Here is a 21,188-nt window from a genome sequence, read left to right on the forward strand (position 1 = left end):
GGCCAGGTGCTTCCGGTCAGGCGTCCTCGTCTTCCTCGTCACTGAGTTGCTCCAGCGTCCGGTCCCACAAAAGCCGCAGACCGGCGTTGCCTCCCGACCGCCAGGCGAATTCCGCAGCGACCGGCCTCTCCATTTTCCCGATGTTCAGGACCACTTCTTCGGGAAGCCCGGCAAGTCCCGTGGCGGTAATCCGGCAACCGTTGTTGCCGGCATCTACGATAACGCCGCTGATCTCGGTGATCCCTTCAAGGTCGGAAACCTTGACCGGAATCTTGACATTGTTGCGCTTCTCACGGCGCTTGTCGGTGACGACCTTTTCAGTTTTTGGAAACAGAACAGCCGCGTCGCTCCCCTTTACGGAGGTCACCACGGCCTTCACCAGCTTGCCCGTGTTCCCTGCCCGGATGCCGATATTCTTGTAAAGTTCGCGAATGTCGGCGGAGGTCAGGCGGCATCCCCATTCGCTGACGTTGGAAATCACGGCATCGATGACGGCCAGATTGTCAAAATCCACCACAAGGGTTTCTTCTTCCGCACCAGGATTGTCCCGGAGGTGGATAAAACCGTGAGTGTTGCTGTCTGCGCTCATTCGAAAAACTTTACTGATACCTGCTTGAGATTTACTTAATGCGGGTTCCCTTTTCTGTTTCTTGCATCCGCAAAAATGCATCCCGGTAAATTTAACAATAAAGAATGCCGGTCCGCGCGACTTTGCAGGAATATAACTTTGGGTAAGAGTGTCGGGGCCGCCCGCCACGAACGTCTGCCGCAAACCGTGCGATACCGCGGACAGCGCTTGCCGGTCTTCCGGAATTTCTTCTCCCCCTTGAGAAATTGCTGTGCTATCTGATGCGCGGTGTCCGCGAAGACATCGATACAGGCGAATTCAATCGATTTGAGGGGATATTTTGATGGCGTTGGAAGCAGCTTTTGTCTCACTCGGTCAACAGGCCGAAAAGCTGAAGGACACCACGCTTCGCGAGCTGTTCGCAGCCGATCCCGCACGGTTCGAGACGTTCAGCGCGCGCTTTGACGACCTTCTTCTCGACTATTCCAAGTCCCGGATCGACACCAGGGCCTTCGAATTGCTGATCGGGCTCGCCAGGGCGGCCGATGTCGAAGGCAGGCGCGCGGCGATGTTCGCGGGCGCAACCATCAACGGCACGGAAAAGCGCGCGGTGCTGCATACCGCCTTGCGCAACCGGTCCGGCGACCCGGTGCTGGTCGATGGCCAAGACGTGATGCCGGATGTCATCGCGGTGCTGGATGCCATGGCCGACTTTTCCGAAGCAGTCCGTTCCGGTGAACTGACCTCGTCATCGGGAGACGCGTTCACCGATGTCGTCAACATCGGCATCGGCGGATCGGATCTCGGCCCGGCCATGACAACCCTGGCGCTGACCCCCTGTCACGACGGACCGGAATTACATTACGTGTCCAACGTGGACGGCGCCCATATCGCCGACACACTGGAAAAGCTCGACCCGGCAACCACGCTGATCATCGTCGCATCCAAGACCTTCACCACCATCGAGACCATGACCAACGCGCAGACCGCGCGCAAATGGATTGCAGACGCTCTGGGCGAGGACGCTGTGGGCGATCACTTCGCGGCCGTCTCGACGGCGCTCGACAAGGTGGCGGCTTTCGGCATCGACGAAACCCGTGTCTTCGGCTTCTGGGATTGGGTCGGCGGACGATATTCCGTCTGGTCCGCAATCGGCCTGCCGCTGATGATCGCCGTCGGCCCCGACGCGTTTTCCGACTTCCTGGAAGGAGCCAACGCGCTCGACGATCACTTCCGGCAAGCGCCGCTTGAGAACAATTTGCCGGTTCTTATGGCCCTGATCGGTGTATGGAACCGCGATGCCCTTGGTCTTTCGGCGCGCGCGATCCTGCCCTATGACCAGCGTCTTGCCCGGTTGCCCGCCTACTTGCAGCAGCTCGACATGGAATCCAATGGCAAGCGGGTGAAGCTTGACGGCAGCCCGGTGAGCCAGGAAACAGGACCGCTGGTGTGGGGTGAACCCGGCACGAACGGCCAGCACGCCTTTTATCAGCTTCTCCACCAGGGCACGACCGTCATACCGTGCGAGTTTCTCGTGGCCGCCAGGGGGCATGAAGACGATCTGAAACATCACCACGACCTTCTGGTCGCCAATTGTCTCGCCCAGTCCGAGGCCCTGATGCAGGGCCGGACGCTGGAGGAAGCCCGGGCACTGCTCGCGGCTTCCGGAATGCCGGACAGCGAGGCGGAGCGCCTCGCACCCCACAAGGTCTTTCCGGGCAACCGGCCGTCCATGACACTTGTCTACGACATGCTCACTCCCTATGCGCTCGGCCGCCTCGTCGCACTCTACGAGCATCGCGTCTTCGTGGAGGGCGTCATCTGGGAGATCAATTCCTTCGACCAGTGGGGCGTTGAACTCGGCAAGGAACTGGCCACCGCGCTGCTGCCAATGGTCAAGGGCGACGAGCCGGCGGATTCGAAGGATTCCTCCACCAGAGGCCTTCTGGCCGCTCTCAAAAGTTGAGTGTTAGGAACCTTTTAAGAAACCACACGTTATAGAGCTTGAAAGTCCGCCTTATTTCTGCCCCACGTAGCCTATCTGGTTCACAACGTTGAAGAACTCTGATCGGAATACTTTTCACCGCTGGCCAGTTGCAGCAATGAGCCGTTGCCCGGAAATGCAAAGCAGCTTACCGTGGGTGATATGAATTCGGAAGAACGCACCGTGATACGCGGTCCGGAAGGGAGAATGATTCTATGAAGAAGCTTGTTCTGCTCGCAGCCGTCGGCCTTGCGCTCGCCGGGTGCCAATCCGACAGCCAGCGCGATCGCGCCCTCGTCGGCGGTGGTCTTGGTGCCGCGACCGGCGCCGCAATCGGCGCTGCCGCTACCGGCGACGTCGGCGGCGCACTTGTCGGTGCCGCGATCGGTGGAGCCGGTGGTGCAATTGTCGGTGGAGCCACAACGCCTAAAAACTGCGTCGCATACGACCAGAACGGCAACCCCTATCGTGTCGCTTGCCCGTAAATGAATTCGGGCACGTTTTTTTATTTCGGTGACTAGACCGCCAGGAAGACTGTAATGAAGAAAATACTTATGATTGCCGCTACCGCGGCCTTGCTGGCAGGTTGCCAATCCCAGAGCCAGACAGACCGTGCGCTTGTAGGCGGCGGTCTGGGTGCCGCTACGGGCGCCATCATCGGCGCTGCGGCCGGCGGCGGCGTCGGCCCTGCTCTGGTTGGAGCTGCAATCGGCGGCGCGGGCGGTGCCATCGTGGGCGGCGCCACGGCACCGAAGAACTGCGTAGCTTACGACCGCAACGGCAATCCCTTCCGGGTCGCCTGCCCGTAACAGACACGCTGCAGCATTGGATAACCAGGATCCGGTAAGGATCTGTTAACCATAAGCGGCCACCTTTGGCGGACGTCTATCTTCGCCAAAGGATTCCGGATGAAGTCCATCCTTGCCGCCACAGCGCTCGTGATCTTACTGACCGGCTGCGTCAACACCGAAAGCCAGCGGGACAGGATGCTGATCGGCGCCGGTCTGGGAGCTGCGACGGGCGCCACCATCGGCGCCGTCGCCGGATCGACCGTGAACGCCTCACTGGCGGGCGCTGCTCTCGGCGCCATCGGCGGCGGCCTTATTGGCGTGGTCACCACGCCGCGCAACTGCATTGCGCATGACGAATACGGCACGCCCTACAAGGTGCGGTGTCCGTAACGACAGGTTGAGCACCCTCGCGCTTGGGCACACAAGACCTCAGTTCGCGGCTTCACCTTCCCAGCTCCGATCCGTTTTCGTGCTCAGCCCGTGCTTTGCGAGGCTTGTCTTGAGCGCCCACAATGTCACAAGGATCCAAAGCACAGTTTCAAGAAGCTCAAGAGCCAAGGAAGTCTTGAGCAAGTGCTTCTGCAGTTCCGGCCTTGAATCAAGAAAGCTCCGGAAAAGATCTTCCGTCAGGAAATCTTATTGAAACAACTGCGGTAAATGGGAAGATCAACGAAATAATGAACCATACCAGGCAGATTCGCCAGAACATGCTCCCACCAGACTGGAAGTGGTTCTCTATAAGTCATACACGATCCGACCTAGCTCGCGATTTCAAAAAGAACAGAAAAATCCACCGAACAGGCCACTGAGCTCATTTTGCTGCTGGCAATCATTCAGCCGGCAGCCAAGAAGTCCTAGTCCTTGTACCGGAGCGCGATGTAGCACTTGTCTGGGTTTTTCGCGTCTTTCCGGCAGTTCTCCATCGCAACACGGTCCGCTTCGGCCTGAGACTTCTTCCCGTGCGCCCAGCCACATCCCTTCATACCGGTGATGGTAAAGGCACGACCTCTCGCAAACGCAGCATACTTCATCAGATGCTTGTCATGAGCATTGATCGCAGAGCGAAATGCATTGAAAACTTCCGTGCACCCATATGTGCTGGTTTGAGCGGTCGCAGCACCCGGCTGCAATACCGTCAGCGACAGGGTGAAAATCGACAAACAGAATGAAAATAGAAAAACTCTAGGCAACAAGACATTCGTCCTTTCTGATTGACCGCTCTGTGATAAACGATTGAACAGAAAGAGTTTACCACTCTAAAGTGAAAAGAGAGCCGCCGTCAAAAGACTTTGGCCAACACTCCAGCGGCTCGATAACGGGGTGTTTATTTCCCATCCGATCTCATGTCTTCAATCCAGAAAAAAGGCCAGCCCTTTCGGACCGGCCTTCGTGTCTGAATCATGCTGCATCCGCTCAGGCGGCGTGGATTTTCTTGACCTGCTGAAGCGCGACCTTCGGGTCGACGTAGTCGTAGCCGAGCGCGGACGCGACGGCTTCGCAGGTTACCTGCCCCTGATACACGTTGAGACCCGGCAGGAAATGCGGATCTTCGAGCAGTGCTTTCTTCGCGCCCTTGTCGGCCAGAGCCAGCGCGAAAGGCAGCGTCGCATTGTTCAGCGCGTGGGTGGACGTCTTCGGCACGGCGCCCGGCATGTTGGCGACGCAGTAGTGCACGACCTCGTCGACGATATAGGTCGGATCGGAATGGGTCGTTGCCCTGGACGTTTCGAAGCAGCCGCCCTGGTCGATGGCAACATCCACGAGCACGGAGCCCGGCTTCATCCGGCGCACCAGATCGGCGGAAACCAGCTTCGGCGCAGCCGCACCGGCAACAAGCACGGCGCCGATCACCAGATCGGCTTCCTGCACCTGGGCTTCCAGAGCCGCCTTGGTGGAATAGATGGTCGTCAGTGCCGGGCCGAAGATCTGCGCCAGATTGCCCAGAACAGCGGTGTTGCGGTCAAGCACCCTGACATCCGCGCCCAGGCCGATTGCCATTGTGATGGCATGGGAGCCGACGACTCCGCCGCCAATCACCACCACTTTCGCCGGCTCTACGCCCGGAACGCCGCCAATCAGGATACCTGAGCCGCCATGCGCCTTTTCCAGCGCCGTCGCACCCGCGGTCACCGACAGACGGCCCGCGACCTGCGACATGGGCACCAGCAGCGGCAGGCCGCCGCGCGCATCCACAACCGTCTCGTAGGCAATGCAGGTGGCTCCGGATTTCACCAGATCGGCGGTTTGCGCCGCATCCGGCGCCAGATGCAGGTAGGTGAACAGAATATGGTCGGGACGCAGCATGGCGCGCTCGGCGGCCTGGGGCTCCTTCACCTTGACGATCATCTGCGCCGCGTCGAAGACCTCCCGCGCGCCGGGCAGGATTTTCGCGCCCGCCGTTTCGTAATCCGCATCGCTTGCACCGATACCGGCGCCGGCATTGGTCTCCACGACCACCTCATGCCCGTGAGCGACCATCTCATGAACGCTGTCGGGCGTCAGACCGACCCGGTATTCATGGTTCTTGATTTCCTTCGGCACACCAATGCGCATAATCCCGTCTCCGCTGGAAGAGTTGTTATCGCTGAAAGTGTACGCCTGCGGACGCCGCATGTGCTTGCGTAATCACCTGCACTTGACGCATGTTTCGCAATTTTCTTGCGTCATTTCGATAAATGTTCAAATATTCAGCCGAACACAGCCTGAAACCAAGCAGTATGTGCGATGCAGCATGTGACCCTCGATCGTCTCGATCGCAAAATCCTCGATGTCCTTCAAAGCGACGGCCGCATAGCCAATGCGGATCTTGCCGAACGGGTCGGCCTGTCTGCCTCCGCCTGCCTGCGCCGCATGCGGGCACTGGAAGAAGCCGGCATCATCGAGAAATACGTGGCGCTTCTGGACCAGCGCAAGCTGGGCCGCCGCATGGATGTCTTCGTCGAGATCTCCCTGACCGGCCAGTCGCGCGAGACGCTGGAAAATTTCGAACGGGAAGTCGCCCGCTCCGATGAAATCATGGAGTGTTTCCTTATGGCGGGGGACGCGGATTATATCCTCAGGCTGACCGCCGAGGATCCGGTGGATTTCGAACGCATCCACCGAGACCACCTGGCCCGCCTGCCCGGTGTCCTGAGAATGAAATCCTCCTTCGCCATCCGCCCGATCGTGCGGCGAACAGCGATCCCGCTCGACAGGGACGGCTGACGGCGTCAGCGGTGCAACAAGGTCCGGCGGTCGGCAATGGACCATCAGACGCGCCCATATGTGTCATAATCAACACTCATCGGTATGAGCGTCCCAGGGGTGGGTCATCGAGGCGCCGGCAGTCTCGACGCCGGATGCGCTGGCCGCTATAGTCCGCGTCCATTCAAGAGACTGGCCTTTCAAGGAACCCGTTCCGGTGTCCCACACGATTACCCGACTTCTCGACACGACCTATCAACTCGGTGAATGCCCGACCTGGGATGACAGAAACAACCGCCTGCTCTGGACCGATATCAAGAGCTGGACCATCCAGTCGATGGACTGGGTGAGCCGGGACATCACCACCTGGCGGTTCGACAATGAGGTCGGCTCCTTCGGCCTGACGGAAGATGACCGTCTGATCGTCTGCGTCTGGGACAAGATTCTGCTGTTCGATCCGCAGACCGGTGCCAGCGAGGTACTGGCGGAAGTCCAGACGGACGAGCCGCACACGCGGCTGAACGATGGCAAGGTCGGCCCGGACGGCGCCTTCTGGGTCGGCACTGTGGACATCCGGTCACCGCGCGAACCGATTGCCGGCCTCTATCGCGTTACCGCCGGCGGTCAAGTCGCGGAGATCCGCGACGGCCTGCAGTGCTCGAACGGCCTCGCCTGGACTCCGGACGGCAGCTTCATGTACCACTCGGACAGCTCTCCGGGCTGGATCGAATATTACGGTTTCGATCCGGTGACCGGCACGCTCGGTTCCAAGATGCTCTTCGCACAGCAGACCAATGAGACCGGTCGTCCCGACGGGGCGACGGTGGATACCGACGGCAACCTTTGGAGCGCAGGCGTTTCAGCGGGGCTGCTGAACTGCTTCGCCCCGGACGGCAGCCTGCTTGAAGCGATCCGGCTGCCGGTCGACAAACCGACCATGCCCTGCTTCTGCGGCCCGGATCTGGACCAGTTGATCGTCACCAGCATCAAACAGCCCACCGACCCGGCGGCAGCCGAACCGGACACGCTCTCCGGTGGACTTTTCCTGGTGGAAGGCCACGGCCGCAAGGGCCTGAAGACTTACAGGTTCAAGGTCTGAGTATCAGAGGCGGTTCGCAAAAACCCTGTCGACTCCGCCGCCCCGGCCTTGAGCCGGGACCTCCCCAGAGTGCAAATTGGTCCCGGATCTCGTCCGGGACAGCGCGGAGAGGATAATATGGGCGTGCCTCACGCTGCGGGTGTTCCCCGAGCCGATCGAGGTTTCAATCGTTCCCTGAACCTGCGATGGGGAATACAGTAACCGCTTATTTCGTGCTGTCGCTGCTGTTCCCGCAAGTCTTCAGCGCCTCGATCACCTGCTGCGCGGTCACACCCGGCAACTGGATCTTGGTCTCGCCGTAAAGATGCACGACCGCCGTTTCGCCTGTGACGCCGGCTTCGTTAAAGATCCGTACCGACTGGTCTTCGGGGATGAGAACCGCCATCGACCCGTCCCCGACGCTCAACAGGATGGAAGACGCAATCAGAGTACAGATCATGGTTCGGTTCCAGGTTTTCGCTTCAGGGCTGGCCTGTAAGGACCGGCCTGTCGGGAATCAGCCTATCGCGATCTGCGGATCAGTACCGGCAGCCGCGCACACGCACGGGCCGCCAGACGGTCCGTGAGCGCTGCACCAGCACCTGCCGGCTGACCGTCCGGTAGACGGCCGGCTTCTGCACCACACGCCGCGTGGCGGGCTGGACCAGCACCTTCTCCTTCACATGGCTGTAGATCGCAGGCTGGCGCACGGCAACGCGAGACGCCGGCTGAACCAGAACCTGCTGGCCGACGGACTTGTAGACAGCCGGATGCTTGACCTTGCACAGGATGTTCCTGCCCTTGATCATTCGGTACTCCCAGCCGATGCTGGCCGGCTGCACCTGAACCTTGCGGTACTGGGTCTGGTAGACCGCCGGAGAGGCGCGGTAGCTGACCCGTTCGGGCTGCACCAGCACGCGCCGGGTCTGGTAGCTGTAGACCGCGGGCTGCTTGACCACGTAACTGCTTGCCGCCTGAACCAGCACCCGCTCCTGCACTGTCCGGTAGACGGGTGGAACCGTCGCCTGCTCATAGCAGGACAGGGCGCGGCCTCCGGCCGAAACGGATGAAACGAAAAACGGGCTGAACGCCAGAACGGCGAGCGCGCTCCAGAACCTGTGACGCATGAACTGTTCCCCCAAGTCCGGTGCGGAAACCGAAAATACGATACTCCGCTCTGCACTCTGACTTTAGGGAAGATCCTCAAGGGGTTAAAGCGAAAAAGTTAATTTTTGTTAACAAATGGCACCAGGTGTGCCTTCAGGAGCCGCTGCCGGACCCCTGCCCCTTGTCGTAATCTGTGTCTTCGTTGATGACATGCCGGGCCGCTTCGGGCACCCATTCGCCCCAGCGCGGCTGCAGCTTGTGGTCGACGGAGACCCGGTCGTCGAAGACAAAACACTCGCCCTTCCAGAGGCTGCTCGCCTCCGGAACCTTCTCCAGATAGTTCAGGATACCGCCTTCCAGGTGAAAGACCTCATTGAAGCCGTTCTTCAGCATCCAGGCGGTCGCCTTTTCGCAGCGGATACCGCCGGTGCAGAACATGGCGACCTTCGGCTTCTTCCTGAGCTCGTCCTGACCTTCGACCCAATCTGGAAATTCGCGGAACGACTGGGTCTGCGGATTGACCGCGCCCTCGAAGGTGCCGAAGGCATATTCATAGTCGTTGCGAGTATCGACCACGACCACGTCCGGATCGGAAATCAGAGCATTCCAGTCGTCCGGCGGCACATATTCGCCGACGATCTCGTTCGGATCGACGCCATCGACCGCAAGGCGCACGATCTCCTGCTTCAGCCGCACCTTCATGCGCTTGAACACATGTCTGTCGCACCAGGATTCCTTGTGGGAGAGACCCGCCAGACGCGGATCGGCGCGCAGATGCGCCAGTACCGCCCGCACCCCGGCCTCCGGTCCGCAGATCGTGCCGTTGATGCCTTCGCTCGCAAGCAGCAGACTGCCACGCACGTCCCGCGCCTCACAAAAGGCCTTCAACGGCTCGCGCATCGCCTCGAAGTCATCGAGCGGGGTAAACATGTAAAGAGCGGACACGAGAAAGTCGTTCATCGGACGTGTTCTTTTTCTTGAAGGGCACCGGGTCGGTCAGGATGCAACTGCAATCCCTCCACGAGCTTCTGCTGGCGCCCTCTATACATCCTCGGCCCCTTCCGTGCCAAGTCCGCAGTTTCTCTGATCGGACACAGGCCCCCTCGGGTGCACAACACGCCCTTGGCCGCGAAATTCTATTTTCAGAGAACAAAATGGTGGGTGAGTGGGGGCTCGAACCCCAGACCCGCTGATTAAGAGTCAGCTGCTCTACCAACTGAGCTACACACCCACAGGCGAAACGCCGCAACGAGTGTGCAGCGCGCCGAATTCGGGGTGTATATAGTGCCTCCCCCTCCGGCGCAATGGGGTTTGCGACACTTTTTATCATGGCCGTCATGCGCCATGCGCAAACCGGGACGGGCTGGAGTTGCGGCGCGAGACAGCGGTTTCAGGGGCTTCCTACCGACCCTGCTCATGGCCTTTTTTGGCAATTTTCAGAAACATCGCGCGGCTTTGGCGCAATTTTCGAAATTAGCGCTTGACCGTATAAATCCGCCTCTCTAGGGTGCGGCGCATCAAGACCGGGCGGATATGACCGGCTTGTGCCGGCTTTCCGGACGGGTGATCCCGCCGTCGGGCCGACGTGGAAACCGCCACATCTGCTATCCGGCAGGGCCATCGGGCCTGCAGCATCAAAGGACCGGGACGACATGATGATGTCGCTCATTCTAGTAGTGGTAGGAAAGCGCGCCTCCGAAGCGGGATAACCCCGTTTGGACAGGATGGCGCGCGACCAAGGCTCCCTCAGGGGCCTTTTTTTGTACCCGCCTCCTGAAAACGCTTCCCGGCACCACCAGGATTTTCGATGCCGCATGCGCGTGGCCGAAAGAAAAACAAATCGTGAGCCAATGCCTGAAAATTCAGGCGGTCAATGCAAGGACGGAACGAATGACACGGGAAATGACCGGCGCCGAAATGGTCATCCAGGCGCTGAAGGATCAGGGGGTTGATACCATCTTCGGCTACCCGGGCGGTGCTGTGCTTCCCATCTATGACGAGATCATTCAGCAGGATGGCCTGGAGCATATTCTGGTGCGGCACGAACAGGGTGCCGGCCATGCGGCGGAAGGCTATGCCCGCTCGACCGGCAAGCCCGGCGTCGCCCTGGTGACCTCCGGTCCCGGCGCCACCAACATGGTGACCGCGCTGACCGACGCGATGCTCGACAGCATTCCGCTCGTCTGCATCACCGGCCAGGTGCCCACGCACCTGATCGGCAACGATGCCTTCCAGGAATGCGACACGGTCGGCATCACCCGCCCCTGCACCAAGCACAACTGGCTGGTGCGCAATGTCGACGATCTGGCGCGCGTCCTGCACGAGGCGTTTTATGTCGCCACCTCCGGCCGTCCCGGCCCCGTAGTGGTCGACATTCCCAAGGACGTCCAGTTCGCCACCGGCACCTATCAGGGTCCGACGCCGAACCCGGCCGCCGCCCACAAGAGCTACCGGCCGCAGTTGAAGGGCGACGCCGCCTCGATCCGCGCGGCGGTGGAGCTGATGGCGAACGCCAAAAAGCCGATCCTTTATACCGGCGGCGGCGTCGTCAATTCCGGCCCGCAGGCCTGCCAGTTGCTGCGAGAACTGGTCTCGCTCACCGGATTTCCGGTCACCTCGACGCTGATGGGCCTCGGCGCCTATCCTGCGTCCGGCGAGAACTGGCTCGGCATGCTGGGCATGCACGGCACCTATGAAGCCAACATGACCATGCATGACTGCGACGTGATGGTCTGCATCGGCGCCCGTTTCGATGACCGGATCACCGGCCGCACCGATGCGTTTTCGCCGAACTCGCGCAAGATCCATATCGATATCGACCCCTCGTCAATCAACAAGACGATCAATGTCGACCTGCCGATCATCGGCGATGTCGGCCATGTCCTCGAGGATCTGGTCCGCATCTGGCGCTCCTCCGCCCTGAAGACCGACAAGCCGGCCCTCAAGGACTGGTGGACGCAGATCGATGCCTGGCGGGCGCGCAATTCGCTGGCCTACAAGCCGAACAGCGATGTCATCATGCCGCAATACGCGATCCAGCGGCTGTATGAGCTGACCAAGCACCGCAAGACCTTCATTTCCACGGAAGTCGGTCAGCACCAGATGTGGGCGGCGCAGTTCTACGGCTTCGAGGAGCCCAACCACTGGCTGACCTCCGGCGGTCTCGGCACCATGGGCTACGGCCTGCCGGCGGCCATCGGTGCGCAGGTCGCCCACCGCGACGCCCTGTGCGTGGATATCGCCGGCGATGCCTCCATCCTGATGAACATCCAGGAGATGTCGACCGCGGTCCAGTTCGGCCTGCCGGTCAAGGTGTTCATCCTCAACAACCAGTACATGGGCATGGTGCGCCAGTGGCAGCAGCTGCTGCACGGCAACCGCCTCTCCCACTCCTATACTGACAGCCTGCCGGACTTCGTCAAGCTGGCCGAGGCCTATGGCGGCGTCGGTTTCCGGGTGCAGAAGCCGGAGGATCTGGACGGGGCAATCGAGGAAATGATCGCCGTCGACAAGCCGGTTCTGTTCGATTGCCGGGTGGCCAATCTGGCCAACTGTTTCCCGATGATCCCGTCTGGCAAGGCTCACAACGAAATGCTGCTGCCGGACGAGGCCAATGACGAAGTCCTCGCCAACGCGATCAGCGCCGAAGGCAAGTCGCTCGTTTAAGGCAAGGCACAAGGATAGTATCGAAAATGAACGCTCAGAATGTTGATGCGCCTTCCGCCTATTTCCTGGCCGAAGTCAGCAATGAAATTGAAACCCATACCCTCGCGCTTCTCGTCGACAACGAGCCGGGTGTTCTTGCCCGTGTGATCGGCCTTTTCTCCGGCCGTGGCTACAACATCGACAGCCTCACCGTATCGGAGACCGAGCACGAGAAACACTTGTCGCGGATAACCATCGTGACGACCGGCACGCCGATGATCATCGAGCAGATCCGCCACCAGCTTGACCGGCTGGTGCCGGTTCACCGGGTGACCGACCTGACGGTGCGCGCCCTGCGCGCCAACCAGGACAAGCCGCTGGAGCGGGAACTTGCGCTTGTGAAGGTGACCGGAACCGGCGAAATGCGCCTGGAAGCCCTGCGCCTCGGCGACGCCTTCCGCGCCACGGTGATCGATGCGACAACGGAACACTTCGTCTTCGAGATCACCGGCAGAACCTCGAAGATCGAGCAGTTCATCGCCATCATGAAGCCGCTCGGCCTGGTGGAGGTGTCCCGCACCGGTGTCGCCGCGGTGCAGCGCGGCACGGAAGGGCTCTAAGCCACACGGACGGCCAGCGTCGGCACGCAGCGGCGCTGGCCACCGCCAATCATTCGACCGTCTCAGGCGGCGACAACGGGGCTCGCGAAGCCGTCTCGACCTGGGATCCGGCCCGCCTGCCGCGAAAGATCCTCCGGACTTCCCGGTAAGACGACCGAACCGGCTCGATGAGCGCCCTGCTCAAGGATGGATGGGGCTGCTCTAACAACTGCCCCTCGGCATCGGCCAGGCCGAAGACAAGGGCCTCCCGTTTTTCGGGAATGTAAAGCGATCCGAAAATCCAGTCCCAGAGAGCGAAGATCTCGCCATAATTCTTGTTGTGATGCTCGACCGCGCAGGAGTGATGGATCTGGTGTTGAGCCGGAGAAATCAGGATATGTTCCAGCGTCCGGCCATAGCTGATCCAGATATGCGAATGGCGGAAATTTGCGCCGAGCAGGTTGAACAGGACGTAAATCACGTTCGCCTGACCGATCTGCAGATAGCTCACCTTTTCAATGGTCGCGTAGAGCACAATGCCGGTGACCAGACCGATCGCCAGATTGCGCACGAACCCGTTGATCAGATCATAGACCGGATGCTTGCGGTAGACCGTTATCGGCGTCATCACCTCGGCGGAATGATGAACCGAGTGAAACGGCCAGAACACAGACCATTCATGATGCAGCCGGTGAACCCAGTAGGTACAAAAGTCGGCGACGACAACAAGGACAACTGTCACCAGAACAGTCTGCCCCAGAGGTGAGTGCGCCATCTGCCCGGCAGACGCCTCGCCGCCTGTGCTTGCGAGCCCGTCCAGGCTTTTCATTACGGCCACAATCGTCAGCGGGCTGACGAAAAACAGATTGAAGACCCCGAACAGCGCGAGCAGGCGCCCGGCGAAAAAAATCTTGATATCGTTGAGATGAGAGGCATGCAGATAGATGGATTTGGGAAACAGCCAGGAGAAAAAGCCTGTCAGTCCGGCTCGCCGCTCCCTGAAGAAATATATCGCTGCCGCGATGACTACAGTGGCCACGACATAGAGAGGCGCTATCCTGAGGTAGAAGCTTCCCAGAAAAGTCTCATAGACCTGGTCGAGATATTCCATGCCGGCGCTGTTCTCTTCGTCGATACCGGCATCATTCCATCAGACCCGGTAATTTTACAGATCCGTACCCTATCCAGCAGCACTTAACCTTTGGTAACGGTCTTCAAGTGAAGACCGGCGCCTCGGCGGGAGGGACAGCCTCCCGATTTCGGCAAGCCGGCCTGTGCGCCCGGACGCGATTCAAGCCCCTCATGCCTTTGACAATCAGAATCGGCCACCTACATTCGGCGGGTCTTTTCTTTCGTCCGGAACACACCATGACCCTGGATACCGCCGCCTACCTCCACCGGGTCGGCCTGAAGACATGTTCACCGGACCTCACCGGGTTGAAAAGCCTGCAGGCGGCTCAGATCAGCGCCATACCTTTTGAAAACGTCCTGCCGTTTCTCGGCAAGGTGCCGGTTCTCGATCCGGACAGTCTCTGGCAAAAACTCGTCATGCAGCGCTGCGGCGGTTACTGCTTCGAGCTGAATGCATTGCTGGGTGACGCCCTGGCCGCGCTTGGGTTTTCCGCACGGCAGGTGCTTGCACGCGTTCGTATGGGCGCGGCCGAAGGCGGCGCGCGGACCCATCTGGCTTTTGTGGTTGCGCTGAATGACGGCGAGTGGCTGGTCGATGCCGGCTTCGGTGGCCAGGCACCGGCACATCCCGTCAGGATCTCCACCGGTGAACAGAAAATTCGCGATCAGGTCTACCGCGTCCGCTTTGAGGAAAGCTCCGGTGAAGACGTTCTGGAACGCAAAACCGATCATGGCTGGTTCCCGCTCTACGGCTTCGACAGGGTGGATGTGCGCCAGGCGGATATCGAGGCTGCCAACTATCTATGCGCGACGTCTCCGAACCAATCCTTCGCCGCGAGCATGAAGTTCTACCGCCTGACGGAGAACGGCTTCATCAGTTTTCTCGACGGGCGCGCCCGGTTTGTCGGCAAGGATGGAAAACGGGAATGGCAAATCCGGGAAGCGGATGAATTGACCGGCTTCATGCGGCAGGACCTCGGCCTCGGCTATGGCGACGATGTCATTGAGGCGATCGCCGAACGGCTGAAACAGCTGCACCAAGCCACAACGCCAGGCTGAAACTGTTGGCTCCACGCGGTCAAACGGGCGTCCATTCATCGCTGCGGGTAGTCAGCCCCTCGCGAATTCAGCTCATGGCCGCATCGCGCGTTTTCCTGTCAGGGCGAGGATCAAAGAGGCCCTGAAGTCTGTCATGCGGAGCCTGTCCGCTTCATGGTGACGGATTTAGCTCACGAGACCTGTCCGCGACCTAGACGCGACACGGATGAGCGCGTATACGACACCGGCAATTCGCGCCCTTGCCGGCGCGCTTTTTCTGACAGGTTCAAGTTCAAAGAAAAGGCAATCCGCCATGATTCACGGTCTGTCCCGGCCGAAGAACCAGATCCGCTGGCTGCTGCTGGAGGGCATTTCACCGACAGCGCACGCGATTCTGGAAAAGAACGGTTACACCAATGTGGAAGTTCTTCCCGGCGCTCTGGAAAAAGACGCCCTGATCGACAAGCTGCAGGGTGTCCAGATTCTCGGCATCCGCTCCCGGACACAGTTGACGGAAGAGGTTCTGGAAGCGGCGAAAAGCCTCGTCGCGGTCGGCTGTTTTTCCGTCGGCACCAATCAGGTGGATTTGAACGGCGCGCTGACACGGGGCATTCCGGTCTTCAATGCCCCCTTCTCCAACACGCGCTCCGTCGCGGAGCTGACAATCGCCGAAATCGTCATGCTGATGCGCGGCGTCTTCACCAAATCCTCCGCAGCCCATCAGGGCCGCTGGCTGAAAAGCGCCGCCGGCTCCCACGAAGTGCGCGGCAAGACCCTCGGCATCGTCGGCTACGGCAATATCGGCACCCAGCTGTCGAACCTTGCCGAAGCCATGGGAATGCGGGTCATCTATTTCGATCTTGTCGACAAGCTGCAGCATGGCAATGTCATGCCTGCCGAAGGTCTCGACGGATTGCTTGCCGCCTCCGACGTCGTTTCCCTGCACGTGCCGGACACACCTCAGACACACAACATGTTCCGTGCCGAACACATCGCCAGAATGAAAAAAGGTGCGTTCCTCATCAACAACGCCCGTGGCAAGGTCATCGATATCGAAGCCCTTGCCGAGGCACTGAAGTCCGGCCATCTGGCCGGCGCCGCCATCGATGTGTTTCCGGTCGAGCCGAAATCCAACAAGGACGAGTTCGTCTCGCCGCTGCGCGGACTCGACAACGTCATCCTTACCCCCCATGTCGGCGGGTCGACGGAAGAAGCCCAGGACCGGATCGGCGAGGAAGTCTCCAAACGGCTGGTCGAATATTCGGACGTCGGCTCAACCATCGGTGCGGTCTCCTTCCCTCAGGTGCAGCTTTCCAAGGGAACGGAAGTGACCCGTTTCATTCAGGTGCATCACAATGCGCCCGGCGCCATGCGGACCCTGAACGACCTCTTCACCCGGCACGATCTCAACATCTGCGCCCAGTACCTGCAGTCACATCAGGATATCGGCTACGTCGTTCTGGATGTGGACAGCATGGTCGATGAGCCGGTCAAGATCCTAGAAGAGATCCGTGCGCTGCCGAACACCATCCGAGCAAGGCTGCTCAACCGGGTGTAACAGAGCAAAAGGGCGGCGGGGCAAAGACTTCAGAGCCGCCCTTATTCGACCGGATCGATCACCAGAAGAAACCTGGCTCGCCCGTCCGGCGTGACTTCCGGCGACCTGTGCAGCAGGCCTGTGGGTTCCGCATCCGGCCACAGGCGTCCGCGAAACAGGGCGGCAGAACCGCGCGCGGTCTGTCGTATCTGACGCGTTTCGCCCCCCGGTGCTTCCGGAACATATTCTGTTCCCGAACCGCGGTAGGTGCACAGCAAACGGGCCTGAACAGCGTCGACATGGAATTTCGGACACATCGTCTCCCGAATGACCTCCAGACGGACCCGAACCTCGCGAACGCTCAAGATGGCCGAGAAGATCAGCGCAAGAGCCCCTATGTCGCCGGTCAGCATGTCCCGCGCATTGCCTTGCGGCGTTCCTGCCGCCTCACAAGCGGCGATCACAGCCGCCTCGACCAGATGAACCGGCACCACGGCCCTGAAATCCGGAAGCCGCTCGGTCGGCAGGCCGTCTATCCATGTCAGGAAACCCGGGTCCAGCGGTCTTGTCCAGATCGCCGCGCCTATACCGGATGAACGGATACTCGACAGAATGTCCGGGTCCGACCCCATGATGACATCCCTGGCAGAGTTGCTGCCGGCGCCAGCCCTTTGCGCTGCGGCTCTCATGCCGCTACCTCGGCAAGTCTGAACGGTGGAAACGGATCGGGCAATGTCCGGAAGACGCTCAGGTCATTACCGGCCTCCGCCTCGATCAGGCAGGCATCCAGCCGGGCTTTCAGCGACGGCCAGTCGATTCCAGCTCCGATAAACACGATTTCCTGACGCCTGTCGCCGAAGGGCTCGGTCCAGTGCGCGTGCGCATATGCCCTGACGCGCTCGTCGTCCGGCCATTTCTGAACAGGCATCGACGCCCACCATGTGCCAAGCGGTGCGATGCTGGACAGGGCACCGGCGAGCGAAAACTCGATGACCCAGTCCGGCCTGCTGCCGATCCAGAAATGCCCCTTCGCCCGAATGACACCCGGCAGAGATCCGTTCAGCAGGGTATGGATCCTTCCCGGGTCGAATGGGCGCCGCGCCCGGTAGACATATGAGCTGACCCCGTATTCTTCCGTTTCCGGCACATGATCAGCGAAACCATAGAGCTCCTTGGCCCAGGTCGGATGTTCATGCGCCTTGTCAAAGTCGAAAAGTCCTGTGTTGAGGATGTCGGATGGCGCGACTTCGCCAAAGTCGGTCTCAACGATCGCGGCGTCTGCGTTCAGACTACGGATAACCTTTCGGGCCGCATCGCCTTCGGAACGTGTGGCCGCGCTGACCTTGTTCAGGATCACGACATCCGCAAACTCGATCTGGTCGGTCAGCAGATGCACCAGTGTGCGCTGGTCCTCTTCCCCCAGGGTCTCGCCACGATCGTGCAAAAAGTCATGGCTGGAAAAATCGCGCAACAGATTGACCGCGTCCACGACGGTCACCATCGTATCCAGCCGGGCGACATCCGACAGGCTGCGGCCGTGCTCGTCGCGGAATTCAAAGGTGGCCGCAACCGGAAGAGGTTCGGAAATCCCGGTCGACTCGATCAACAGGTAGTCAAAGGTCTTCGCTTCAGCCAGACGCCGCACTTCCTGCAACAGGTCATCGCGCAACGTGCAGCAGATGCAGCCATTTGACATCTCGACCAGGGTCTCATCGGTCTTGCTCAGTTCCGCACCTCCCGCGCGCACAAGATCCGCATCGATGTTCACTTCCGACATGTCGTTCACGATGACCGCCACCTTGAGACCGTCCCGATTGTTGAGAACGCGATTGAGCAAGGTGGTTTTGCCGGCCCCCAGAAAACCTGACAGGACCGTTACGGGAAGGCGAGGATCGGGCATGGTGGCTCCGTTCTGTAATGTTATTACATTACATTATCTACACCACAGCCCTGCGTCCTGACAAGCCCCATTTCTCTCTTTGAGTTTGTTGCCGGATCAACCGGCCCGTCGCAGCGGGTTTCAGCCGACGTTCTGCCCTGCGCCCTCCGGCCAAACAACCTGATTGCGGCCGCGTTTCTTGGCTGTATACATCCGTTCGTCAGCCGACTTGAAAAGAGCCTTCAGTGTCCTGCCGTCATCCGGCGCGCTGGACACACCGATGCTGACAGTGACCTTTTCCGGCAGATAGACCTTGCTGAAGCGTTCGATCATCCGGCGCAGCCGGTCAGCCAGGGAGGCTGCACCTTCCACCGGCAAGCGTTCGCACAAGAGCACGAATTCCTCGCCTCCGACCCGGTAAAGATGGTCGTCCGTGCGCAGGTTTTCCGTCAGCAGACGTGCAACCAGTTTCAACACCTCGTCGCCGGCCTGATGTCCATAGCGGTCATTGACCAGTTTGAAATGATCGATGTCGATCACCAGAAGCGACACCGACCGGCCTTCCTTAAGGTTCCTGGCGAGAATTCCGGGCCCCTTTTCGGCATACTGGCTGCGGTCCAGCGTCCCCGTCAGGTGATCGCGGATGGAGGCCTCCAGAAGCTGCTTGTAGCGCTCGCGATAGGTCAGAACATGAAATACATCCCGCAACGGCCGGTTGGAGAGCCAGGTTTCCTCGTTGTCGAAATACTTCAGGTAGGCCAGCAGCAGCCCCGAATAGACGATTGTCGCCACCATTTTGGCCGCCCAGCCGCCGAAGAACACATGCCACGGCGCGCCGGAGACGTAATGAAGAGCCAGAAAGAAACCCGCCTGATCGAAGGTCAGCACCAATGCGCCGCAAACCAGAACACGCAGCCCCAGATTTCCTTTGAACCATTTACCGATCCGCTCGTACAGCACGATGATGGCGATCGCGTCGACAAACAGCAGCAAGGTTCCCCATACCATCAAGAATCCCATCTCGTCGACGAAGGCGATGTCGGGGCTGCGGCCTTCGGTGACGGTGATTGTCTCATGGTTGCGCAGGATCATCACCAGAGCGACGATCAGGAAATTGCCGATCAGAAGTCCGTAGATCGGCTGACGAACCACCTGCGCGTCTTCGCGAATGTAAAGCAGCAGGATCATCAGCAGCTTTCCGGAAAACAACACCGTGGAGCCCGGCGAGACGATGCCGAACGGCAGTTCTATGTAGAAAATGCTGGCGAGATAGGTTTCCAGGAAATGCATGACGCCAAGGGCGCACATGAAGACGCCGATGCCGATTTTCCTGCGTGCTCTGAGCAGGGCCATCATGACGGTGAAATACACGGCCGCCTGGGCGAAAAGGAGAAACGCGTTGAAGATTGCCATGTCCAGATCAGCTTTTATCGGCAGACCAGATCTCGGCGGACCAGATCATGACCTCCAAGACAGCGAATATGAGATGAATTTCCGTAACGGAAGAAAGCCCGGTACCTTCACACCAGCTTTCGATACGTAAAGTATGCATTGCTTGTTTTGACAAGGCATTTTAACAAATTATCGGCCTGAGGGGTCGATTTTCCCCGAATCCCATCCGATTTCAACCGAAGCGACACGAAAGCCGTCCGTTACAACAGAAATCAGCGTCTCGCTAGCTCAGGCCCGGAAATGATGTCCGCGGCCTTGGGCCGAGACAGGCCGGTTCTGCGCCTCGGCATACAAAACGCGCTTTGTCCGGCGCTCAACGCCGGCAAGACCCGCAGCACTTCTGCCGCGAGTCAGCTCTGACAAATCAAGCCTGTCCATTTCTAAACCACTGGCCGCTTCCACTCGAACGTCAGTGACCCGAGATCTCGGCCATTAGGCTACCAGAGCGTCCGCGTCCGCACCTGCGGTCTGCCTCAGCGGGCAGCCCGGGTCGATCACCGCCCGCCAGATCGCTGCGACGACGTCCTCGGCATGGGTGACATCCGCATTGGCGGCAGCAGAGGCGGCGGCGAAAACCTGTTCCGCCTGAGAACGGTAGGCTTCGGGAATGCCGCCGGCTTCGGCCATCCGAACTTTCGCATTCATCCCGAAGCTGGTGCCCGGAGCGCGGCCGGGAAGGACCAGTCTGGTGCGGATGCCGAAAGGCTCCAGTTCGAGCGCAAGGCATTCGGTGAAAGCATTCAACGCCGACTTGCTGGCGGTATAGACCGGCAGCAGCTGTAGCGGTTTCAACGTGGTGCTGGAGGAAACATTGACGATCGTCCCGGAGCCCCTTGCGCGGAACTGTGGCAGGACGGCCCGGATCATCTCCATCGTCCCGAGTGTATTCGTCTCGAAAATGGTGCGGATCGTATCCGCTGGCGTTCCCTCGAGCGGTCCCATCCATCCGACACCGGCATTGTTGACCAACGCGTCGACAGGCCCCGCGGTCTCGACCGCACGGGCAATCGAGCCAACCTCGGTCACATCGAGCGGCAGCACACGCAAACGGCTAGAGGCATCAAGCAGGTCCTCACGCGGATTGCGCATCGTTGCAACGACGGACCAGCCTTGGCCGAGGAAGTGCCGGGCGGTCTCCAGACCGAAGCCCGAGGAACATCCAGTGATCATCACGGTTTTCATGAAGCGTTCTCCTG

General features: G+C 60.0%; 21 protein-coding genes and 1 tRNA gene. 10 read left to right on the forward strand and 12 right to left on the reverse strand.

Annotated elements, in window-relative coordinates; genetic code table 11:
* Window positions 1-16: 16 nt before the first annotated feature.
* On the reverse strand, window positions 17-757 hold the full coding sequence (locus OA90_RS22320) for a hypothetical protein (RefSeq protein ID WP_208986254.1): 741 nt from the start codon (window positions 755-757) through the stop codon (window positions 17-19).
* 154 nt (window positions 758-911) lie between these two features.
* Between OA90_RS22320 and pgi the strand changes: the two genes are divergently transcribed.
* From pgi to OA90_RS22340, 4 genes are all read left to right on the forward strand, one after another.
* A complete protein-coding gene (gene pgi, locus OA90_RS22325; RefSeq protein ID WP_068417760.1) occupies window positions 912-2,534 on the forward strand; it encodes a glucose-6-phosphate isomerase in 1,623 nt (540 codons plus the stop codon).
* A 233-nt stretch (window positions 2,535-2,767) separates the two neighbouring features.
* The gene (locus OA90_RS22330; RefSeq protein ID WP_068417763.1) at window positions 2,768-3,037 is read left to right on the forward strand and encodes a glycine zipper domain-containing protein; all 270 of its coding nucleotides are present in this window, start codon (window positions 2,768-2,770) and stop codon (window positions 3,035-3,037) included.
* Window positions 3,038-3,091: 54 nt separating this feature from the next.
* The gene (locus tag OA90_RS22335) at window positions 3,092-3,361 is read left to right on the forward strand and encodes a bacteriocin (RefSeq protein WP_068417766.1); all 270 of its coding nucleotides are present in this window, start codon (window positions 3,092-3,094) and stop codon (window positions 3,359-3,361) included.
* Window positions 3,362-3,460: 99 nt separating this feature from the next.
* Complete coding sequence (locus tag OA90_RS22340; RefSeq protein ID WP_068417769.1) at window positions 3,461-3,733, forward strand: hypothetical protein; 273 nt, start codon at window positions 3,461-3,463, stop codon at window positions 3,731-3,733.
* Window positions 3,734-4,197: 464 nt separating this feature from the next.
* On the opposite strand, the gene OA90_RS22345 is transcribed toward OA90_RS22340, so the two are convergent.
* The gene (locus tag OA90_RS22345; RefSeq protein WP_068417772.1) at window positions 4,198-4,536 is read right to left on the reverse strand and encodes a hypothetical protein; all 339 of its coding nucleotides are present in this window, start codon (window positions 4,534-4,536) and stop codon (window positions 4,198-4,200) included.
* Between the two features lie 220 nt (window positions 4,537-4,756).
* Window positions 4,757-5,896: an alanine dehydrogenase gene (ald, locus tag OA90_RS22350; RefSeq protein WP_068417775.1), complete on the reverse strand. Its 1,140-nt coding sequence runs from the start codon at window positions 5,894-5,896 to the stop codon at window positions 4,757-4,759.
* Window positions 5,897-6,076: 180 nt separating this feature from the next.
* On the opposite strand from ald, the gene OA90_RS22355 reads away from it, so the two are divergent.
* Window positions 6,077-6,547: an Lrp/AsnC family transcriptional regulator gene (locus OA90_RS22355; RefSeq protein ID WP_068417856.1), complete on the forward strand. Its 471-nt coding sequence runs from the start codon at window positions 6,077-6,079 to the stop codon at window positions 6,545-6,547.
* Window positions 6,548-6,743: 196 nt separating this feature from the next.
* Window positions 6,744-7,625, forward strand: a complete 882-nt coding sequence (locus tag OA90_RS22360) for an SMP-30/gluconolactonase/LRE family protein (RefSeq protein WP_068417777.1) — start codon at window positions 6,744-6,746, stop codon at window positions 7,623-7,625.
* A 205-nt stretch (window positions 7,626-7,830) separates the two neighbouring features.
* Here OA90_RS22360 and OA90_RS22365 read toward each other — a convergent pair whose 3' ends face one another.
* The 4 genes from OA90_RS22365 to OA90_RS22380 all read right to left on the reverse strand — a co-directional run bounded on the left by OA90_RS22365 (window position 7,831) and on the right by OA90_RS22380 (window position 9,942).
* Window positions 7,831-8,064 carry a hypothetical protein gene (locus OA90_RS22365; protein WP_068417780.1) on the reverse strand — a complete coding sequence of 78 codons (234 nt, stop codon included), beginning with the start codon at window positions 8,062-8,064 and terminating at the stop codon, window positions 7,831-7,833.
* A 79-nt stretch (window positions 8,065-8,143) separates the two neighbouring features.
* On the reverse strand, window positions 8,144-8,731 hold the full coding sequence (locus OA90_RS22370) for a hypothetical protein (protein ID WP_068417785.1): 588 nt from the start codon (window positions 8,729-8,731) through the stop codon (window positions 8,144-8,146).
* A gap of 133 nt (window positions 8,732-8,864) precedes the next feature.
* A complete protein-coding gene (locus OA90_RS22375) occupies window positions 8,865-9,671 on the reverse strand; it encodes a rhodanese-related sulfurtransferase (protein WP_068417788.1) in 807 nt (268 codons plus the stop codon).
* 195 nt (window positions 9,672-9,866) lie between these two features.
* Window positions 9,867-9,942: transfer RNA gene (locus OA90_RS22380), tRNA-Lys, on the reverse strand.
* Between the two features lie 659 nt (window positions 9,943-10,601).
* Here OA90_RS22380 and OA90_RS22385 point away from each other — a divergent pair.
* Window positions 10,602-12,377, forward strand: coding sequence for an acetolactate synthase 3 large subunit (locus tag OA90_RS22385; protein WP_068417792.1), 1,776 nt, complete (start codon window positions 10,602-10,604; stop codon window positions 12,375-12,377).
* Window positions 12,378-12,403: 26 nt separating this feature from the next.
* Window positions 12,404-12,976: an acetolactate synthase small subunit gene (gene ilvN / locus OA90_RS22390; protein WP_068417794.1), complete on the forward strand. Its 573-nt coding sequence runs from the start codon at window positions 12,404-12,406 to the stop codon at window positions 12,974-12,976.
* Window positions 12,977-13,025: 49 nt separating this feature from the next.
* Here ilvN and OA90_RS22395 read toward each other — a convergent pair whose 3' ends face one another.
* Window positions 13,026-14,066 carry a sterol desaturase family protein gene (locus OA90_RS22395; RefSeq protein ID WP_068417797.1) on the reverse strand — a complete coding sequence of 347 codons (1,041 nt, stop codon included), beginning with the start codon at window positions 14,064-14,066 and terminating at the stop codon, window positions 13,026-13,028.
* A 257-nt stretch (window positions 14,067-14,323) separates the two neighbouring features.
* On the opposite strand from OA90_RS22395, the gene OA90_RS22400 reads away from it, so the two are divergent.
* A complete protein-coding gene (locus OA90_RS22400) occupies window positions 14,324-15,145 on the forward strand; it encodes an arylamine N-acetyltransferase (protein WP_068417858.1) in 822 nt (273 codons plus the stop codon).
* Between the two features lie 292 nt (window positions 15,146-15,437).
* The gene (gene serA / locus OA90_RS22405) at window positions 15,438-16,682 is read left to right on the forward strand and encodes a phosphoglycerate dehydrogenase (protein WP_068417861.1); all 1,245 of its coding nucleotides are present in this window, start codon (window positions 15,438-15,440) and stop codon (window positions 16,680-16,682) included.
* A 41-nt stretch (window positions 16,683-16,723) separates the two neighbouring features.
* On the opposite strand, the gene OA90_RS22410 is transcribed toward serA, so the two are convergent.
* The 4 genes from OA90_RS22410 to OA90_RS22425 all read right to left on the reverse strand — a co-directional run bounded on the left by OA90_RS22410 (window position 16,724) and on the right by OA90_RS22425 (window position 21,174).
* Window positions 16,724-17,293, reverse strand: coding sequence for a DUF1826 domain-containing protein (locus OA90_RS22410; protein ID WP_208986255.1), 570 nt, complete (start codon window positions 17,291-17,293; stop codon window positions 16,724-16,726).
* Window positions 17,294-17,346: 53 nt separating this feature from the next.
* The gene (locus OA90_RS22415; RefSeq protein ID WP_068417801.1) at window positions 17,347-18,561 is read right to left on the reverse strand and encodes a GTP-binding protein; all 1,215 of its coding nucleotides are present in this window, start codon (window positions 18,559-18,561) and stop codon (window positions 17,347-17,349) included.
* A 120-nt stretch (window positions 18,562-18,681) separates the two neighbouring features.
* Window positions 18,682-19,953: a GGDEF domain-containing protein gene (locus tag OA90_RS22420; protein ID WP_068417804.1), complete on the reverse strand. Its 1,272-nt coding sequence runs from the start codon at window positions 19,951-19,953 to the stop codon at window positions 18,682-18,684.
* Window positions 19,954-20,424: 471 nt separating this feature from the next.
* The gene (locus OA90_RS22425; RefSeq protein WP_068417806.1) at window positions 20,425-21,174 is read right to left on the reverse strand and encodes an SDR family oxidoreductase; all 750 of its coding nucleotides are present in this window, start codon (window positions 21,172-21,174) and stop codon (window positions 20,425-20,427) included.
* Window positions 21,175-21,188: the final 14 nt, after the last annotated feature.

The sequence above is a fragment of the Labrenzia sp. OB1 genome (assembly GCF_001624695.1).
In the GTDB taxonomy this organism is placed as follows: domain Bacteria; phylum Pseudomonadota; class Alphaproteobacteria; order Rhizobiales; family Stappiaceae; genus Roseibium.

Bases quoted from the DNA above. Each gene is read 5' to 3' on its own strand.
- pgi (WP_068417760.1), top strand. From the start codon at position 912: ATGGCGTTGGAAGCAGCTTTTGTCTCACTCGGTCAACAGGCCGAAAAG.
- OA90_RS22335 (WP_068417766.1), top strand. From the start codon at position 3,092: ATGAAGAAAATACTTATGATTGCCGCTACCGCGGCCTTGCTGGCAGGT.
- OA90_RS22385 (WP_068417792.1), top strand. From the start codon at position 10,602: ATGACACGGGAAATGACCGGCGCCGAAATGGTCATCCAGGCGCTGAAG.
- OA90_RS22370 (WP_068417785.1), bottom strand. From the start codon at position 8,731: ATGCGTCACAGGTTCTGGAGCGCGCTCGCCGTTCTGGCGTTCAGCCCG.
- OA90_RS22330 (WP_068417763.1), top strand. From the start codon at position 2,768: ATGAAGAAGCTTGTTCTGCTCGCAGCCGTCGGCCTTGCGCTCGCCGGG.
- OA90_RS22365 (WP_068417780.1), bottom strand. From the start codon at position 8,064: ATGATCTGTACTCTGATTGCGTCTTCCATCCTGTTGAGCGTCGGGGAC.
- OA90_RS22400 (WP_068417858.1), top strand. From the start codon at position 14,324: ATGACCCTGGATACCGCCGCCTACCTCCACCGGGTCGGCCTGAAGACA.
- OA90_RS22395 (WP_068417797.1), bottom strand. From the start codon at position 14,066: ATGGAATATCTCGACCAGGTCTATGAGACTTTTCTGGGAAGCTTCTAC.
- OA90_RS22375 (WP_068417788.1), bottom strand. From the start codon at position 9,671: ATGAACGACTTTCTCGTGTCCGCTCTTTACATGTTTACCCCGCTCGAT.
- OA90_RS22425 (WP_068417806.1), bottom strand. From the start codon at position 21,174: ATGAAAACCGTGATGATCACTGGATGTTCCTCGGGCTTCGGTCTGGAG.
- OA90_RS22410 (WP_208986255.1), bottom strand. From the start codon at position 17,293: ATGGGGTCGGACCCGGACATTCTGTCGAGTATCCGTTCATCCGGTATA.
- OA90_RS22420 (WP_068417804.1), bottom strand. From the start codon at position 19,953: ATGGCAATCTTCAACGCGTTTCTCCTTTTCGCCCAGGCGGCCGTGTAT.
- OA90_RS22340 (WP_068417769.1), top strand. From the start codon at position 3,461: ATGAAGTCCATCCTTGCCGCCACAGCGCTCGTGATCTTACTGACCGGC.
- ald (WP_068417775.1), bottom strand. From the start codon at position 5,896: ATGCGCATTGGTGTGCCGAAGGAAATCAAGAACCATGAATACCGGGTC.
- serA (WP_068417861.1), top strand. From the start codon at position 15,438: ATGATTCACGGTCTGTCCCGGCCGAAGAACCAGATCCGCTGGCTGCTG.
- ilvN (WP_068417794.1), top strand. From the start codon at position 12,404: ATGAACGCTCAGAATGTTGATGCGCCTTCCGCCTATTTCCTGGCCGAA.
- OA90_RS22415 (WP_068417801.1), bottom strand. From the start codon at position 18,561: ATGCCCGATCCTCGCCTTCCCGTAACGGTCCTGTCAGGTTTTCTGGGG.